Source organism: Streptomyces sp. WMMC940 (genome assembly GCF_027460265.1).
GTDB lineage: Bacteria > Actinomycetota > Actinomycetes > Streptomycetales > Streptomycetaceae > Streptomyces.
Genome location: NZ_JAPZBC010000001.1, coordinates 4,259,302 through 4,274,680 on the forward strand (window position 1 = coordinate 4,259,302; position 15,379 = coordinate 4,274,680).

A 15,379-nucleotide genomic window follows, 5' to 3' on the forward strand; every position below is an offset into this window, starting at 1 on the left:
GGGGCTTGTGCTCATGCGTCCGGCGGACCATAGAATCTAACGGTCCGTCAGAAAACGGGAAGGGGTCGGACGTGGGGAACTTCTTGGCAGGCAGGACCGTCGCCGTGACCGGCGCCGGACGCGGCATCGGCCGCGCCGTGGCCCTCGCGTGCGCCGCCGAGGGGGCGAAGGTCGTCGTCAACGACCACGGCGTCTCCGTCGACGGCGCAGAACCGGCCTCGGAGGTCGCCGAGGCGGTGGTCAAGGAGATCGAGGTCGCGGGCGGGGAGGCGGTCGCCGTCGCCGACGACATCTCGACGATGGAGGGCGGCCAGCGGGTCGTCGACACCGCGCTCGCCCGCTTCGGACGGCTCGACGGAGCCGTGTGCGTCGCCGGCATCCTGCGCGAGCGCATGCTCTTCAACATGACCGAGGACGAGTGGGACCCGGTCGTCGCCACCCACCTCAAGGGCACCTTCACCGTCTTCCGCGCGGCCTCCGCGGTCATGCGCGAACAGGGCGGGGGCACCCTGATCGGCTTCACCAGCGGCAACCACCAGGGCTCCGTCGCCCAGGCCAACTACTCGGCGGCCAAGGGCGGCGTCATCTCGCTGGTGCGCAGCGCGGCGCTCGGCCTGCACAAGTACGGCGTGACGGCCAACGCGGTCGCACCCGTCGCCCGGACCCGCATGTCGGCAGGCGTCCCCATGGAGCTCAAGGAGATCGGGGAGCCGGAGGACGTGGCGGCGCTCGTCGTCTACCTGCTGTCCGAGCGTGCGCGCACGGAGAACATCACCGGCCAGGTCTACACGATCGCCGGCCCCAAGATCGCGGTCTGGGCCCAGCCCCGCGAACTGCGGGCCGCCTACGCCGACGGCGCGTGGACCCCGGAGCGGATCGCGGACTTCCTCCCCGGGACCGTCGGCACCGACCCGATGCCGATGCTCGCCCACCTCGGGGCGATGGCGAAGGCGGCCGCCTCGGGCGACCGCCCGAACCGCTGACGCGGGGCCGCGACCATGGACTTCGCCTTCGACCCCGAAGACACCGCCTTCCGGCACGAGGCGCGCACCTGGTTGGAGGACCACGTCCCCGGCGCGTTCGCCGACCCCGCAGGGCACGGCGGACCCGGCAGCGAGCACGAGTGCGCCCGCACCCGGCTCGCCTGGGAGCGCGAACTCGGCGCCGGCGGCTGGATCGGGCTCGGCTGGGACGCCGACCACGGCAACCGCCGCGCCACCCTCACCCAGCAGGTCGTCTGGGCCGAGGAGTACGCGCGCGCCCGCGCCCCCGCCCGGCTCGGCCACATCGGCGAGAACCTGCTCGCCCCGACCCTGATCGCCCACGGCGACACGGACCAGCAGGCCCGCTACCTGCCGGGCATCGCCCACGGCGAGGAGTTCTGGTGCCAGGGCTACAGCGAGCCCGGCGCGGGCTCCGACCTGGCGTCGCTACGGACCACGGCCGTCGCCGACGGCGGCCGCTACCGGGTCACTGGCCAGAAGGTCTGGACCTCGCTCGCCCGCGAGGCGCACTGGTGCTTCCTCCTGGCCCGCACCGAACCCGGCACCACCCGCCACCGCGGACTGTCGTTCCTGCTCGTGCCGATGGACCAGCCGGGCCGCGTCGACGTACGGCCCATCCGGCAGATGTCCGGCACCAGCGAGTTCAACGAGGTCTTCCTCGACGGCGCCGAGGCCGTCGAGACGGTCGGCGGCGAGGGGAACGGCTGGCAGGTCGCGATGGGCCTGCTCGCCCTCGAACGCGGGGTCTCGACGCTCGCCCAGCAGATCGGCTTCGAGGAGGAGCTGGGCCGGGTCCTCCGCACCGCCGCCGGGGGCGTCCTCGACCACGACCCCGTGCTCCGGGACCGCCTGGTCCGTCAGTGGGCCGAACTGCGCACCATGCGCTGGAACGCGCTGCGCACCCTCGGCCGCACCGGCGACCCGGGTGCGCCGAGCGTCGCGAAACTGCTGTGGGGCGGCTGGCACCGGCGGCTCGGCGAACTGGCCGTGCAGGTACGGGGGGCATCCGCCGCCGCCGGCCCGGGCGCCTGGTCGCCCTCGTACGAAGTGGACGCGCTGCAACGGCTGTTCCTCTTCACCCGCGCCGACACGATCTACGGCGGCTCGGACGAGATCCAGCGGAACATCATCGCCGAGCGGGTGCTCGGCCTACCCAGGGAGCCGCGGTGAGAGGTGTCGTGTTCGACGGCGAGCGGGTCGAGGTCGCCGGCGACCTCGAGATACGCGCCCCCGGCCCTGACGAGGTGCTCGTCCGCGTCGTGGCCGCGGGACTCTGCCACAGCGATCTGTCGGTGATCGACGGAACGATCCCCTTTCCCGTGCCCGTCGTGCTGGGGCACGAGGGCGCGGGCGTCGTCGAGGGCGTCGGCGCGGACGTCACCCACGTCGCGCCCGGCGACCACGTGTCGCTGTCGACGCTCGCCAACTGCGGGACGTGCGCGGAGTGCGACCGGGGGCGGCCGACGATGTGCCGCGCCTCGATCGGCAGGCCCGGGCGGCCGTTCACCCGGGCCGGGAGGCCGCTGCACCAGTTCGCCGCCAACTCGGCCTTCGCGGAACGCACCCTGGTGAAGGCCGTCCAGGCGGTGCGGATCCCCGACGACATCCCGCTCACCTCGGCCGCGCTCATCGGCTGCGGGGTGCTGACCGGCGTGGGGGCCGTGCTCAACCGGGCCAGGGTGGCCCTCGGCGACACGGTCGTGGTCATCGGCGCGGGCGGCATCGGGCTGAACGTGCTCCAGGGGGCCCGTCTCGCGGGCGCGGTGACGATCGTCGCCGTGGACACCAACCCGGCGAAGGAGGAGACCGCCCGCCTCTTCGGCGCGACGCACTTCCTCACCTCCGTGGACGCGGTACGGGACGTGCTGCCGCACGGCGCGCAGCACGTCTTCGAGTGCGTCGGGCACACGGGACTGGTGCGTCGGGCGATCGACCTCCTGGACCGCCACGGCCAGGCGGTGCTGCTCGGCATGCCGGCCCCGACGGCGCAGGCGACGTTCCTGCCCGCGGCGATGTTCCTGGACAAGGCCGTGCTCGGCTGCCGCTACGGCTCCTCGCGCCCGCAGCACGACATCGCCCTGTACGCGCGGCTGTACCGGGAGGGACGGCTGCTGCTGGACGAACTGGTCACGGAGACGTACCCGGTGGAGGACTTCGCCAAGGCGGCCGAGGACGCGGAGCACGGGCGGGTGGCGCGGGGAGTGCTGACGTTCTGAGCGCGGGCGGTCGGGGCTGGTGCCGGGCTGTGACCATGCCGGCTCGGCTCCTCGCGGGTCGGGTCGTGAGCAGGGTGGTTCCCGTGGGTTCGGCCGTGGGCGGCGGCCGGGGAGGGCCCAGTGGACCCCTCCTCCGTGAGCGGGGCCCCCGCGAAGGGACCGGGCGGCGTCAGGGCGACACGGCCGTCGCGCGGAACGTCCGCCGGTAGACCGTCGGTGCCACGCCCAGCGCCGCCGTCACGTGCTGGCGCATCGACTGCGCCGTACCGAACCCCGAGTCGCGGGCCACCCGGTCCATGGACAGCTCCGTGCACTCCAGCAGCTGCCGGGCCCGCTCCACACGCTGCCGGGCCAGCCACTGCCCGGGGCTCACGCCGACCTCCTCGCGGAAGCGGCGGGTGAACGTGCGTACGGACATGGACTCCTGGCCGGCCAGGTCGCGCAGCTGGATCGGCTCGTGGAGGTGCGTCAGCGCCCACGCCCGGGCCGCCGAGGTCGTCGCGGTCTGCGGTTCGGGCACGGGACGGTGGATGTACTGGGCCTGGCCGCCGTCCCGGTGCGGCGGGACGACCGTGCGCCGGGCGACGTCGTTCGCGACGGCCGTGCCGTGGTCGCGGCGCACGATGTGCAGGCAGAGGTCGATGCCGGCGGCCACCCCCGCGGAGGTGAGCACGTCCCCGTCGTCGATGAACAGCACGTCCGCGTCCACCTGGACCTTCGGGAACGTCCTCTGGAAGTGCTCGGCCGACGACCAGTGCGTCGTCGCGGGCCGGCCGTCGAGGAACCCGGCGGCGGCGAGGACGTACCCGCCGGTGCAGATCGACACCAGCCGGGTGCCGGGCCGCAGCCGGGCCAGGGCGGCGGCCAGTTCGGGGGTGAGCCTGCCCTCGGTGTGCACGGGGCCGAGCTCGTACGACGCCGGCACGATCACCGTGTCGGCCCTGGCCAGCGCCTCGGGGCCGTTCTCCACCAGCACCGCGAAGTCGGCGTCGGTGCGGACCGGACCGGGCGGCCGCACCGAACAGGTCACCACCTCGTACAGCTTCCGCCCGGTGGCGTCGGCCGCGCGGCCGAAGATGCGCTGCGGAATGCCCAGCTCGAAGGGGAGGCAGCCGTCCAGCGCCAGGACGACGACGCGATGCGGGCGCGTGGCGCTGTGTGGCGCGGCGGATTCGGGAGGCGGGGCGGATGCCTGGACCTCGGCGGTTCCCGGAGGCGGGGCGGATGCCTGGTGACGAGCCATGGCCCGATCGTATCGAATGCTGTCCTTCAGGCCACTCGTTCCCGACGGTCCGCCGCGCGGATGCTGGTGACGTGACCCAGACAAGCGATATCCCCGCAGCTCCGGCCGCCTCCCCCACGGGGGAGGCGGTTCGCCGCCGCCGTCGCGTCCACCGCGCGTGGTTCGTCGCCGCCGTCGCGTTCGTGACGATCATCGGCGCCGCTGCCTTCCGCTCCCTGCCGGGGCTGCTGATCGACCCGCTGCACCAGGAATTCGGCTGGTCACGCGCCACGATCGGGCTCGCGGTCTCCATCAATCTCGCGCTGTACGGACTCACCGCGCCGTTCGCCGCCGCCCTGATGGACCGGTACGGCATCCGCAGGGTCGTGGCGGCCGCGCTGACGGTGATCGCGCTCGGTTCGGGCCTGACGGTCTGGATGACCGCGGCCTGGCAACTGCTGCTCTGCTGGGGCCTGCTCGTCGGCCTCGGCAGCGGCTCGATGGCACTCGCCTTCGCGGCGACCGTGACGAACCGCTGGTTCACCGAGCGCAGGGGTCTGGTCACCGGAATCCTGACGGCGGCCGCCGCGTCCGGGCAGCTGATCTTCCTCCCCCTGCTGTCCTGGATCGTCCAGGAGCACCAGTGGCGTCCCGCGGCCGTCACGGTCGCGCTCGCCGCCCTGGCCGTCGTCCCGTTCGTCTGGCTGCTGCTGCGCGACCACCCGGCGGACGTCGGGCTGGCCCCCTACGGGGCGAAGGAGTTCGTGCCCAAGCCGCCGCCGGTGCCGGGCGCGGCCCGGCGCACCCTGTCCGTCCTGTTCTCGGCCGCGCGGACCGGGCCGTTCTGGCTGCTGGCGGGCACGTTCGCGATCTGCGGCGCCTCGACGAACGGCCTCGTCCAGACCCACTTCGTCCCGGCCGCCCACGACCACGGCATGCCCATCACGGCCGCGGCCTCCCTCCTCGCGGTCATCGGCGTCTTCGACGTGGTCGGGACCGTCGCCTCCGGCTGGTTCACCGACCGCTTCGACACCCGCCGGCTGCTCGCCGTCTACTACGCGCTGCGCGGCGTCTCACTGCTCTTCCTGCCGATGCTGCTGGCGCCGTCCGTGCACCCGCCGATGATCTTCTTCATCGTCTTCTACGGCCTCGATTGGGTCGCGACCGTCCCACCGACGATCGCACTGTGCCGGGAGCACTACGGCGACGACAGCGCGATCGTCTTCGGCTGGGTCCTCGCCTCCCACCAGGTCGGCGCCGCGGCCGTCGCCTTCGCGGGCGGCCTCGCCCGCGACGTGTTCGGCACCTACGACGTGGTCTGGTACGCCTCGGGCGCCCTGTGCGCGGCGGCGGCCCTGATGGCGCTGGTGATCCGGCGGGGCGCGCCTTCACGGGCGGTGGCGGCGGTCTGAGGCCCGGGGGCGCCGTGCGTGTCCGGCGTCGATCGGTCGCGGCCTCGCCTGCGGTGGGCGAGGTGCGTTCGGGCCGCTGCAGGGGTCATCTCCGCGCCGTGCCGCCCCGGGCGGGCGGGGATTGCCACGAGGTGGGACGTGTTCCGCGCGGGCGGCCGCCCGCGCGGGGTCCCACCGCTTGTGTCAGCCCGCACGGTCGAGCGGTTCGAATCCCACCTGGAGACGCATGCCCAGCGCGATCGCGAGCCGGTCCAGCATGGGCAGCGTCGGCATCGTGCCCCCGGCCTCGAAGCGGGCGACGGCGGGCTGCTGCAGCCCGGCCGCCTGAGCGAGCTGGGCCTGACTCATTCCGAGCGCTTCCCTGCGCTCACGGACGGCCCGCCCCAGCTCGAAACGGAACCGCGTCGCCTCATAGGCCGCTCGTGCGCCCGGATCGTCGAGGGCCTCGGCCCTCAGCTCCCCCCACGTCTTCCGCCCGGCCATTGCGTCATCACCCTTCATCAGCTGTGTGCTCCTCGGCGATGCATGTGCGCATCGCCCTCAGGGCCCGCTGGATCTCCACCGGCTCCCACATGCGTTGCTTGCGGAACGCGGTCAGCAGGATGATGCGGCGGCCGCTCCCGATCCAGTAGGTGATACGCATGGCGTCGCCGTCCAGGTGGAACCGCAGTTCCCGGAGTTTGCCGGCAAGCTGCTTGGTGTAGGGCTCGCCCAGGAAGACGCCTGCTCGGCAAGCAGGTCGACGTAGAACGCGACCGTACCGCGGTGCCGCGGACTCAGCCCGAGGAACCATTTCTCCACCTCCGGCTCGACTTCGACCCCACCCCATGCCATAACGAGGACGTTATGGAGAGCCTAGCGCCGTCCGGTCGAGAACGCCCGTCGTTCATCCGCCCGAGTGTCGCGCCCGCGGCACTTGACGGGCGCCAGACGGCCCTCCCGCCCTAAGCCTCGAAGCGCCCGAACCGCCCCCGGTGGAACAGCAGCGGATCGCCGTCGGCCTCCGCGCCCAGGGCCTCCACCCTTCCCACCACGATCAGATGGTCGCCGCCGGTGTGGACCGCGCCGATCGTGCAGTCGATCCAGGCGGGCACGGAGGCGAGGCGGGGGGAACCGGTCGCCGGGGCGGGGGTGTGGGCGACGCCCTTGAACTTGTCGGCGCCGCTCACGGCGAACGCGCGGCAGAGGTCACCCTGGTCCGCCCCGAGGACGTTGACGCAGAACGCCCCGGCGCGAGCGATGCGCGGCCAGGTCGTCGACGTACGGGCGACCATGAACACCACCAGGGGCGGGTCGAGCGACAGCGAGGCGAAGGACTGGCAGGCGAAGCCCGCCGGGCCGCCGCCCGCCGCGTCGTGGGCCGTGACGACCGTGACGCCGCTCGCGAAGTGCCCCAGTACACGGCGGAATTCGGCGGGGGCTACCGGTAGCCGTTCGTCCTCCCCGACGGTGCGCAGCGCGGGACGCGGCAGCGCGTCGAAGGACGGTTCGCCCGGCGGGGCGGTGCCGGTGGTGCGGAGGTAGCGGACGGCGGTCGCGGCCATCCCGGCGTGTCCCATCACGCCCCTCATTGAACCTGACGGTACGTCAGATGAGAACCCTCCGCACTCGCTCGCCCTCTTGTCGTGAAGGGCCGCCCCGGTGGACCCCACCAGGCACCGGTCCGCGCGCGCCTTCGTTCCGCGCGGCAGCGGTCCCCACCCGGCAGCGGCCCGTGCCAGGTAGCGTGGAGCCGACCAGTCGCCGCCGTCACGGAGAAGCACCGACATGGGCACACCCCTGTTCGTCAAGGTCTGCGGTCTGCGCACGGAACGGGACGTGGACACCGCCGTCGAGGCCGGAGCCGACGCCATCGGCTTCGTCTTCGCCGCGAGTCCGCGGCGCATCGACGCCGGTACCGCGCGGCGCCTCGCCGCCCGAGTGCCCGACGGCGTACTGACGGTCGGCGTCTTCCGCGACCAGCCGCTCGATTCCGTCCGCGCCCTGCTGGGCGAGACCGGCATGCGCGCCGTGCAACTGCACGGCCAGGAGGACCTCGCGTACTTCGACGCCCTGCGTCCGGACGGCCGCACCCTGATCCGGGGGGTCGCCGTCAGGGGCGCGGTACCGCGGTACGGCGAGCGCGGCGAGGACGTCCTCCTGCTCGACGCGCCCGTGCCCGGCGCGGGCGAGACCTGGGACCGCAGCGGCAAGCAGCTCCCGGCCCCCGGCCGGCGCTGGCTGCTCGCCGGTGGACTCGACCCGCACAACGTCGCGGACGCGGTGCGCACGGCCCGCCCCTGGGGCGTGGACGTCTCCAGCGGCATCGAGGTCAGCCGCGGGGTGAAGAGCCCCGAACTGATCACGGCGTTCATCGCGGCAGCGCGCGGCGCCTCGACGGTGTCCTGAGCGGCGGCAGCGTACCGAGCGTCTCCCCGGCGTCCCGGGCGTCCCGGGCGTCCGGCCCCCCGGCCTCCCGGGCCCCCCGGCCTCCCGGGCCCCCGGGCCTCCCGGCGTCGCCCGCGCCCTCGTCCGTCACCGCCCTCCGCACCGACCGAGGAACCGCTAATCCGATTGCCGCGGGCCGGTCCGGCCGGATAGGAAGCCTGCATGCTACGAGGCGGCAAAGTCGGGCTCAGGGCCCGGTACGAGGACGACATCCCGATCCTGCGGGCAGAGCTCTACGACGACGTGGTCAACGCCTCGCGGGCCGAAAGCGGGCCGTGGCGGCCGATCACGCCCGGCGCGAAGGATCCGCGGCTCGTGGTGGACGACGAGGAGCAGGGGAGCGTCCCGTTCTCCGTGGTGGAGCTGGACGGCGGCACACTGGTCGGCACCGCGACGCTGTGGGGCATCGACGACCACAACCGGTCCGCGCACATCGGGCTGGGGCTGCTGCCGTCCGCCCGCGGCAAGGGCTACGGCACCGACGTGGTCGCGGTGCTCTGTCACTACGGTTTCGTCGTGCGCGGCCTGCAGCGGCTGCAGATCGAGACGCTGTCCGACAACGAGGCGATGCTGCGCTCCGCCGAGCGCAACGGCTTCGTCCGCGAGGGCGTACTGCGCTCCTCGGCCTGGGTGATGGGCGAGTTCCTGGACGAGGTGCTGCTCGGCCTCCTCGTCCGGGACTGGAAGCAGGGCCCGCAGGTCCGGACCGCCGTCCGGCCGGCAGGTGCGGGGCGCGCAGCGGCCGAGGGCGGCTGAGGAAAACGGGTCGCGGGGGGCGGCCGTCCCCGGGTTCCATGAGCCCATGGTGTCCATCGACCGTCTTTCGGCCTTCGCGGCCATGTCGTTACTGCTGATCGTCATCCCGGGCCCCAGCGTGCTGTTCGTCATCGGGCGCGCACTGGCGCAGGGGCGCCGTGCCGCGCTGACCACGGTCGTCGGGAACACGCTGGGCGCCTGTCTGCTCGTCGTGACCGTCGCCCTCGGGATCGGCACCGCCGTGGAGCGGTCCGTCCTCGTGTTCACGGCGCTGAAGCTCGCGGGCGCCGCGTATCTGGTGTACCTCGGGGTCAAGGCGGTACGGGAGCGGCGGTCCCTGCAGTCCGCGATCACGGCGGGCGGCCCGGGGCAGGGGAGTGCTCGGACGCTGTGGGAGGGGTTCGCGGTCGGGGTGGCGAACCCGAAGACGATCGTGTTCTTCGCCGCCGTGCTGCCGCAGTTCGTGGACCGCGAGTCCGGGCACGTCGTCCTGCAGATGCTGCTGCTGGGGCTGGTCTTCAACGTCATCGCGCTGGTCTCCGACAGTGCCTGGGGCCTGGTCGCGGCGACCACGCGAAGCTGGTTCGCCCGGTCGCCGCAGCGGCTCGCCGTGATCGGCGGGGCCGGCGGACTCACGATGATCGGCCTCGGTGTCACCGTCGCGGCGACGGGCCGCGAGGACTGAACGCGCGAGGCCGGGAGCCCCGTAGGTGGGGGCGACGCGCCCCTATCGTCCCCGGTACTCCGGCGCCCGGCGCTCCACGAAGCCCGCCACGCCCTCGTTGGCGTCCCGCGTCGTCATGGCGATCTCCACCGCCGACGCCTCCGCCGCGAAGGCGGCGGCGCGGTCGACGTCGAGCGAGGCGTTCACCAGCTGTTTGGTGAGCGCGAGGGCGCGGGTCGGGCCGTGGGCCAGGCGCTCGGCCCACGCGCGTGCGGTCCTCTCCAGTTCGTCCGCCGCGACGACCCGGTTGACCAGCCCCATCCGCTCGGCGTCGGCCGCGGACAGCGCCTCCCCGAAGAACATCAGCTCCTTCGCGCGCTGCGGTCCGACCAGTCGCGGCAGAAGATACGCCCCGCCCCCGTCCGGGACGAGCCCGCGCCGTACGAACACCTCGATGAAGCGCGCGGATTCGGCGGCCAGGACCAGGTCGCAGGCGAAGGCCAGATGGGCGCCGATGCCGGCCGCCGTGCCGTTGACGGCGGCGATCACCGGCTTCTCGCAGTCCAGGACGGCGGAGATGAACCGCTGCGCGCCGAGCCGGATCATCCGGGCCACGTCGCCGGGCACGCGCTCCCGCCCGCCCGCCGAGGGCGAACCGGGCGCGGAATTCGCGGGTACGTGCTCCTGCCCGCCCGCTGAGGGCGAAGCGGAGCTCGCGGGCGCGGGATCCCCGCCCGCCGAGGGCGAACCGGGCGCGGAATTGGCGGACTCGGAATTCCCGGGAGCGGGGTCCCCGATCGCGGATGTCCCGGGATGCTCACCGCGCAGGTCCGCGCCGGCGCAGAAGCCCTTGCCCGTCGCGGTGATCACGACCGCCCGGACGTCCGGATCGGCGGTGGCGTCCGCGAGGAGCGTGATGATCCGCTCGCGCTGGTCCCAGGTAACGGCGTTCATCACCTCGGGCCGGTCGAGTGTGATCCACGAGACGCCGTTCTCCGTGCGGTGCAGTACACCGCGCGTCACCGGCTCCGGCTCGCTCACCGGCACACCGCCAGCGCGTCCAGTGCCACCGCGCCCTGGCCTCGGGGCAGCACCATCAGCGGGTTGATGTCCAGTTCGGAGAGGTCCCCGCCGAGCTCCAACGCCATCCGCTGGACCCGCAGGACGACTTCGACGAGCGCGTCCACGTCGACGGGAGGCCCGCCCCTGACCCCGTCGAGCAGGGCTCGCCCGCGCAGTTCGGCGAGCATCGAGCGCGCCTGGTCCTCGCCGAACGGCGGGACCCGCACCGCCACGTCCCGCAGCACTTCCACGAGCACCCCGCCGAGACCGACCGTCACCGTGGGCCCGAACAGCTCGTCCCGCGTCACGCCGACGACCATCTCGACCCCGCGCTCGACCATCTGGCAGACGAGGACGCCGTCCAGGTCCACGCCCTCGTACCGGGCGATGTCGGTCAGTTCGCGGTACGAGTCGCGGACCTGACTGGCCGACGTCAGTCCGATCTTCACCAGGCCCAGCTCCGTCTTGTGCGCGAGCTGCGGCGCGGACGCCTTCATCACCACCGGATAGCCGACCAGCCCCGCCGCCCGGACGGCGGCCGCCGCGCTGGTCACCAACTGCTCGCGCGGAACCCGGATCCCGTACGCGCGCAGCAGCTGCTTCGCCGCGTGCTCGCTGAGCCGGTGGCCGGGTCGGAGCAGTGCCTGTGCCTTGCGGAAGGAGGGGGAGAGGGTGCGGGGCGCCTCGTCGAAGGGGGAGCGGTAGCAGGTGGTGAAGCGGTGGTGGTCGAAGTACGCCTTGACCGCGGTGATGCAGTTGCCGAACGTGCGGAAGGTCGCGACCCGGGACGAGCCGAGCAGTGTCGTCCGGTACGCGTCCTCCGTCCCGACCGGTGAACCCCACACCACGCACACCAGCTTGTCCGTGGTCTCCGCCGCGTCCACCAGATCCTGGGCGAGCTTGTCGCTCATGGGTGGGAAGGGGCCGGTGATCGGGCAGATCAGCACCCCGACGCCGGGGTCGGCGAGGATCGCGTCGATGATCCTCCGGCCGCGCCAGTCGCCGACGGGGTGCCCGCCGTTGTCGACCGGGTTGGCGACGCTCAGGTATTCCGGTATCCACTGGTGCAGTTCGGCCTGGCGGTCCGCGGACAGCGGGGGCAGCCGCAGCCCGGCCGCGGTGGCGAGGTCCGCGAAATGGGCGCCCGTGCCGCCGGAGATCGAGTAGACGACGACCCCGTCGGCGGCGGGCCTGCGGGCCCGGGCCAGGAGGGCCGCGGTGTCCTGGAGTTCGTCGAGGCCGTCGACGCGGATCACCCCGTACTGGCGCATCGCCGCGTCCACGACCCGGTCCGCGCCGGTGAGTTTGCCGGTGTGCGAGGCGGCCGTCCGGGCGCCCGCCTCGGTGCGGCCCACCTTGACCGCGACGACCGGGACGCGGCTGCGGGCGGCCCGGTCCGCGGCGAGCAGGAACGAGCGGCCGTCCTTGAGGCCCTCCACGTAGCAGGCGATCGCCCCGACCTCGGGCCGCCCGGAGAAGTACGAGATGAAGTCCGCGGTCTCCAGGTCGGCCTCGTTGCCCGTCGGCGCCCAGTGGGAGAGCCGTACGCCGAGTTCCTGCAGGGCGAAGACGGGGCGGCCCTGGTGGCCGGACTGGGTGACCAGTGCGATGGCGGGGCCTTCGAGATCGTCGCGGAACCGCTCGAAGGCGTTGAGGTTGGTGTTCGGGCCGAGCAGCCGCAGCCCGGTCCGCTCCACCGCGGCGGCGAGCCGTCGCTGGGCGTCGGCGCCGGCCTCGCCGGTCTCGGCGAACCCCGACGCGAAGGCCACGGCGAACTTCACCTTCGCCTGGCCGAGTTCCTCGATGACGGGCAGCGGGTCGCCGACGAGGAGCACGGCGAGGTCCACGGGCCCGGGCAGTTCCGCGACGGACGGCACACACGGCAGACCGAAGACGGCGGTACGGGTCGGGTGGACCGGGTGCAGTCTCGCCCCGACGCGCTCGGACCAGGCGATCAGCCGGCGGGTGATCCCGGTGTTGGGCCGGCCGTCCGCGTCGGAGGCGCCGACGACGGCGACCGCCTCGGGCCGGAAGAAGCGGTCGAGATCGGGTACGGGCGCGTACAGCGGACGGCCGCTGACGTCGAGATCGCCCTCGCCCGCGGTGACGCCGCGGACGGCCGCCCCGGTCTGCTGCCCGCAGGCCACCACTCGGGCGCGGAGGTCGGTGGTCAAGGTGCCGTGGGTTGATCCAAGCATCGTTCCGCCGCTCCTTGCTCGTCGGCCATGTTACTGACGCATAGTCAGATTACAGAACTGACGGCATGTCAGGAACGGTCCGTGCGCGGGGAACCGCCTGGGAGCGAGCCCGCCCGGGCAGGACGCCCGGGCATGCTGCCCCGGGCGGCCCGGAAGGAACCCGTCCCCCGGCGATCGGGCCCCAGGATGGCCGGATGTACGGGAGGGGCTGGCCGGATCACCGGTACCGGTGGGGCTGCGGGGGCCCCGCGGCGGGGCCTCGCACGTACCGCTCCGAACCTCCCGCGGGCGCTCTGGAGCCCGGTGCGCCGATGTCGATCCCGAAGTCGAAGCCGAAGCCGATGCCGGCGCCGAGGCAGGCGCCGATGCCGATGCCGATGCCGATGCCGATGCCGATGCCGGAGCCGGCGCCGGGGCTGCCGCGAGCCGATGCCGGCGCCGATGTCGATCCCGGCGCCGAGGCAGGCGCCGACGTCAGGACTGCCGCGAGCCGGTGCCCGGTCCGCCCCCGAGGGGAAACTCCCCGCCCCGGGACGGGGAGTCACTTCGACAGGGCCTTGGCGATCTTCCGCGCGTCCAGCGCCATCTCGCGGAGCATCCCGCTGATCGGGTTGGTGAAGCCCGTGAAGTACAGGCCCGGGGCCTCGCGAGGGGTCCGGCCGCCGTGGACGGCCGGCCGGCCACGGTCGTCCAGTACACCGAGATGCCCCAGCAGCGGTTCCAGTGCGCGGTGGTAGCCGGTGGCCGCGATGACCGCGTCCGGCGATATGCGGGAGCCGTCCGCCAGGACCACCTTGCCGTCGTCGAACGACTCGACGGCGGCGACAGGCTCCACCGTCCCGCCGCGGACCGCGTCGATCAGGCCCACGTCCTGCACCGGGATGGCGCCCTGCCGGACCCGGGTGTACAGGCCCGCCCTCGGGCGCGGCAGACCGTGCTCGGACAGATCCGGCACGGCGACCCGGGCCAGCAGCCGGCCCGCCGCGTCCACCAGCCGCACCGGCAGCCGCCGGACGAGGATCCCCGTGCGCTGCGCCGGCCAGCCGGCGGTCGAACGGCGGACGATGTGCGGCGCGGTCCGCACCGCCAGGCGCACCCGCGAGGCCCCGGCCCCGGCCAGGTCCGCCGCTATCTCCGCACCCGTGTTGCCGACCCCGACGACGAGCACGTCCTTGCCCGTGTAGGGGGAAGGGTTGCGGTACGCCGAGGCGTGCAGCAGGTCGCCCGTGTACGTGTCCCGTCCGGGCCAGTCCGGCATGCGGGGGGTGTGGTTGAACCCGGTCGCCACGACGACGGCCCGCCCGGTGAGCCGGCGCCCGCCGCTCGCGTGGAGCACCCAGTCCGGGCCCTCGGGCTCGATCCTGGACACCTCCACGCCCGTCACCAGCTCCAGCTCGTGGAACTCGGCGTACTTCTCCAGGTAACGGACCACGTCGTCCCGGGCGACCCAGCGCCCGAAGCGGCGAGGCATGGGCAGACCGGGCAGCCCCGACAGGCGCCGGGTCGTGTGCAGCCGCAGCCGGTCGTAGTGCCCGCGCCACGACGCCCCGACGGTGTCCGACTTCTCCAGGACGACCGCTCTCACCCCGCGCTCCCGCAGTGCGGCGGCGACGGCGAGTCCGCCGGGTCCGGCCCCGATGACGTACACGGGGCGGTCGTTGGTGAGGTCGATGGCTCTGTGGTCGGGCATGAGTGCTCACTGTAGTGCCGCGCGGTTGCGAAACGGTCACGGCCGGCTACCTCTTGCGTACACGGAGCGCTTCCGGTGAACTGACGTACCGTCAGAATCTGTGGGGAGGGGACCGGCGATGCGGACGATCTGGCTCACCGGCGCCGAATGGCTCGCCGTCCTGCGCATCGGCCTCGGCCTGTGGTGGCTGGAGAGCTGGCGGCACAAGGACAGGAAGGGCTGGCTCCAGCGCGGCACCGGCATCGCCTGGGCCTCCGACATCGCCGCCAAGCACCGCTGGACGGCGGTCAGGTCCGGCTTCGACCGGATCGTGGCCCCGCGTCCCAGAGTGATGGCGTACGTCGTCGTCCACGCCGAACTGGCCCTCGGCCTCGGGCTGATCACCGGCTTTCTCACCCCGATCGCCCTGATCGGAGGACTGGTCCTCAATCTCCTCTACCTGGTCCTGATGATCCACGACTGGGCCGAGCAGGGGCAGAACGCGATGATGGCGCTGATCTCGCTCGTCGCACTGCTCGCCATGTCGTGGCAGGCGTGGTCCCTCGACAGCGCGCTGGGACTCTTCCCGTGAGCGCGGGACGGAACGACGACATGAGCAGCACCGACCGAACGGCCGCGGCCCCCACCCGGGCCGTGTCCCCCTCGGCCCCGACCGTGTCTCCGGCCGCCGGGGCCCCTTCGTCTGCCCGGCCCCCGTCGCCTGCGGACCGGCAGGCCTCGGCCCCGGG

At 73.4% G+C, this 15,379-nt stretch carries 15 protein-coding genes; 8 read left to right on the plus strand and 7 right to left on the minus strand.

Translation table 11 applies throughout. The annotated features are described in order from the left end of the window. Window positions 1-71: 71 nt before the first annotated feature. From O7595_RS18790 to O7595_RS18800, 3 genes are read left to right on the plus strand one after another with little or no spacing between them, the layout of a single operon-like run. Window positions 72-983, plus strand: coding sequence for an SDR family oxidoreductase (locus tag O7595_RS18790; protein ID WP_269729809.1), 912 nt, complete (start codon window positions 72-74; stop codon window positions 981-983). Between the two features lie 15 nt (window positions 984-998). Next, entirely contained in the window at window positions 999-2,174 is a 1,176-nt protein-coding gene (locus tag O7595_RS18795; RefSeq protein ID WP_269729810.1) for an acyl-CoA dehydrogenase family protein, read from the plus strand. Then, complete coding sequence (locus tag O7595_RS18800; protein ID WP_269729811.1) at window positions 2,171-3,220, plus strand: Zn-dependent alcohol dehydrogenase; 1,050 nt, start codon at window positions 2,171-2,173, stop codon at window positions 3,218-3,220. The genes O7595_RS18795 and O7595_RS18800 overlap by 4 nt, the downstream gene beginning before the upstream one ends. Before the next feature lie 169 nt (window positions 3,221-3,389). Here the strand turns inward: O7595_RS18800 and O7595_RS18805 are convergent, their stop codons facing one another. Continuing rightward, the gene (locus tag O7595_RS18805; RefSeq protein ID WP_269729812.1) at window positions 3,390-4,463 is read right to left on the minus strand and encodes a GlxA family transcriptional regulator; all 1,074 of its coding nucleotides are present in this window, start codon (window positions 4,461-4,463) and stop codon (window positions 3,390-3,392) included. A 71-nt stretch (window positions 4,464-4,534) separates the two neighbouring features. Here O7595_RS18805 and O7595_RS18810 point away from each other — a divergent pair, with 71 nt between their 5' ends. Then, on the plus strand, window positions 4,535-5,854 hold the full coding sequence (locus tag O7595_RS18810) for an MFS transporter (RefSeq protein WP_269729813.1): 1,320 nt from the start codon (window positions 4,535-4,537) through the stop codon (window positions 5,852-5,854). Window positions 5,855-6,037: 183 nt separating this feature from the next. On the opposite strand, the gene O7595_RS18815 is transcribed toward O7595_RS18810, so the two are convergent. The 3 genes from O7595_RS18815 to O7595_RS18825 all read right to left on the minus strand — a co-directional run bounded on the left by O7595_RS18815 (window position 6,038) and on the right by O7595_RS18825 (window position 7,398). Continuing rightward, complete coding sequence (locus O7595_RS18815) at window positions 6,038-6,355, minus strand: helix-turn-helix domain-containing protein (RefSeq protein ID WP_269729814.1); 318 nt, start codon at window positions 6,353-6,355, stop codon at window positions 6,038-6,040. Then, window positions 6,345-6,647 (minus strand): type II toxin-antitoxin system RelE/ParE family toxin, encoded by a 303-nt coding sequence (locus O7595_RS18820; protein ID WP_269729815.1) that lies wholly within the window; start codon window positions 6,645-6,647, stop codon window positions 6,345-6,347. Before O7595_RS18820 ends, O7595_RS18815 begins: the two co-directional genes overlap by 11 nt. Before the next feature lie 151 nt (window positions 6,648-6,798). Beyond that, entirely contained in the window at window positions 6,799-7,398 is a 600-nt protein-coding gene (locus O7595_RS18825) for a flavin reductase family protein (protein WP_269732536.1), read from the minus strand. A 223-nt stretch (window positions 7,399-7,621) separates the two neighbouring features. On the opposite strand from O7595_RS18825, the gene O7595_RS18830 reads away from it, so the two are divergent. The 3 genes from O7595_RS18830 to O7595_RS18840 all read left to right on the plus strand — a co-directional run bounded on the left by O7595_RS18830 (window position 7,622) and on the right by O7595_RS18840 (window position 9,722). Further along, window positions 7,622-8,242, plus strand: a complete 621-nt coding sequence (locus tag O7595_RS18830) for a phosphoribosylanthranilate isomerase (protein ID WP_269729816.1) — start codon at window positions 7,622-7,624, stop codon at window positions 8,240-8,242. A 201-nt stretch (window positions 8,243-8,443) separates the two neighbouring features. Further along, window positions 8,444-9,037 carry a GNAT family N-acetyltransferase gene (locus O7595_RS18835; RefSeq protein WP_269729817.1) on the plus strand — a complete coding sequence of 198 codons (594 nt, stop codon included), beginning with the start codon at window positions 8,444-8,446 and terminating at the stop codon, window positions 9,035-9,037. Between the two features lie 46 nt (window positions 9,038-9,083). Next, on the plus strand, window positions 9,084-9,722 hold the full coding sequence (locus O7595_RS18840) for a LysE family translocator (protein WP_269729818.1): 639 nt from the start codon (window positions 9,084-9,086) through the stop codon (window positions 9,720-9,722). A 42-nt stretch (window positions 9,723-9,764) separates the two neighbouring features. On the opposite strand, the gene O7595_RS18845 is transcribed toward O7595_RS18840, so the two are convergent. The 3 genes from O7595_RS18845 to O7595_RS18855 form a co-directional block, all read right to left on the minus strand. After that, window positions 9,765-10,748, minus strand: coding sequence for an enoyl-CoA hydratase/isomerase family protein (locus O7595_RS18845; protein WP_443071655.1), 984 nt, complete (start codon window positions 10,746-10,748; stop codon window positions 9,765-9,767). Then, window positions 10,739-12,961 carry an acetate--CoA ligase family protein gene (locus O7595_RS18850; RefSeq protein WP_269729820.1) on the minus strand — a complete coding sequence of 741 codons (2,223 nt, stop codon included), beginning with the start codon at window positions 12,959-12,961 and terminating at the stop codon, window positions 10,739-10,741. Before O7595_RS18850 ends, O7595_RS18845 begins: the two co-directional genes overlap by 10 nt. 541 nt (window positions 12,962-13,502) lie before the next feature. Continuing rightward, complete coding sequence (locus O7595_RS18855) at window positions 13,503-14,651, minus strand: flavin-containing monooxygenase (RefSeq protein ID WP_269729821.1); 1,149 nt, start codon at window positions 14,649-14,651, stop codon at window positions 13,503-13,505. A gap of 118 nt (window positions 14,652-14,769) precedes the next feature. Between O7595_RS18855 and O7595_RS18860 the strand changes: the two genes are divergently transcribed. Continuing rightward, window positions 14,770-15,222, plus strand: coding sequence for a DoxX family protein (locus tag O7595_RS18860; protein ID WP_269729822.1), 453 nt, complete (start codon window positions 14,770-14,772; stop codon window positions 15,220-15,222). The last annotated feature ends 157 nt before the right edge of the window (window positions 15,223-15,379 follow it).

Bases quoted from the DNA above. Each gene is read 5' to 3' on its own strand.
- O7595_RS18795 (WP_269729810.1), top strand. From the start codon at position 999: ATGGACTTCGCCTTCGACCCCGAAGACACCGCCTTCCGGCACGAGGCG.
- O7595_RS18805 (WP_269729812.1), bottom strand. From the start codon at position 4,463: ATGGCTCGTCACCAGGCATCCGCCCCGCCTCCGGGAACCGCCGAGGTC.
- O7595_RS18815 (WP_269729814.1), bottom strand. From the start codon at position 6,355: ATGAAGGGTGATGACGCAATGGCCGGGCGGAAGACGTGGGGGGAGCTG.
- O7595_RS18820 (WP_269729815.1), bottom strand. From the start codon at position 6,647: ATGGTTCCTCGGGCTGAGTCCGCGGCACCGCGGTACGGTCGCGTTCTA.
- O7595_RS18825 (WP_269732536.1), bottom strand. From the start codon at position 7,398: ATGGCCGCGACCGCCGTCCGCTACCTCCGCACCACCGGCACCGCCCCG.
- O7595_RS18830 (WP_269729816.1), top strand. From the start codon at position 7,622: ATGGGCACACCCCTGTTCGTCAAGGTCTGCGGTCTGCGCACGGAACGG.
- O7595_RS18835 (WP_269729817.1), top strand. From the start codon at position 8,444: ATGCTACGAGGCGGCAAAGTCGGGCTCAGGGCCCGGTACGAGGACGAC.
- O7595_RS18840 (WP_269729818.1), top strand. From the start codon at position 9,084: ATGGTGTCCATCGACCGTCTTTCGGCCTTCGCGGCCATGTCGTTACTG.
- O7595_RS18850 (WP_269729820.1), bottom strand. From the start codon at position 12,961: ATGCTTGGATCAACCCACGGCACCTTGACCACCGACCTCCGCGCCCGA.
- O7595_RS18855 (WP_269729821.1), bottom strand. From the start codon at position 14,651: ATGCCCGACCACAGAGCCATCGACCTCACCAACGACCGCCCCGTGTAC.
- O7595_RS18860 (WP_269729822.1), top strand. From the start codon at position 14,770: ATGCGGACGATCTGGCTCACCGGCGCCGAATGGCTCGCCGTCCTGCGC.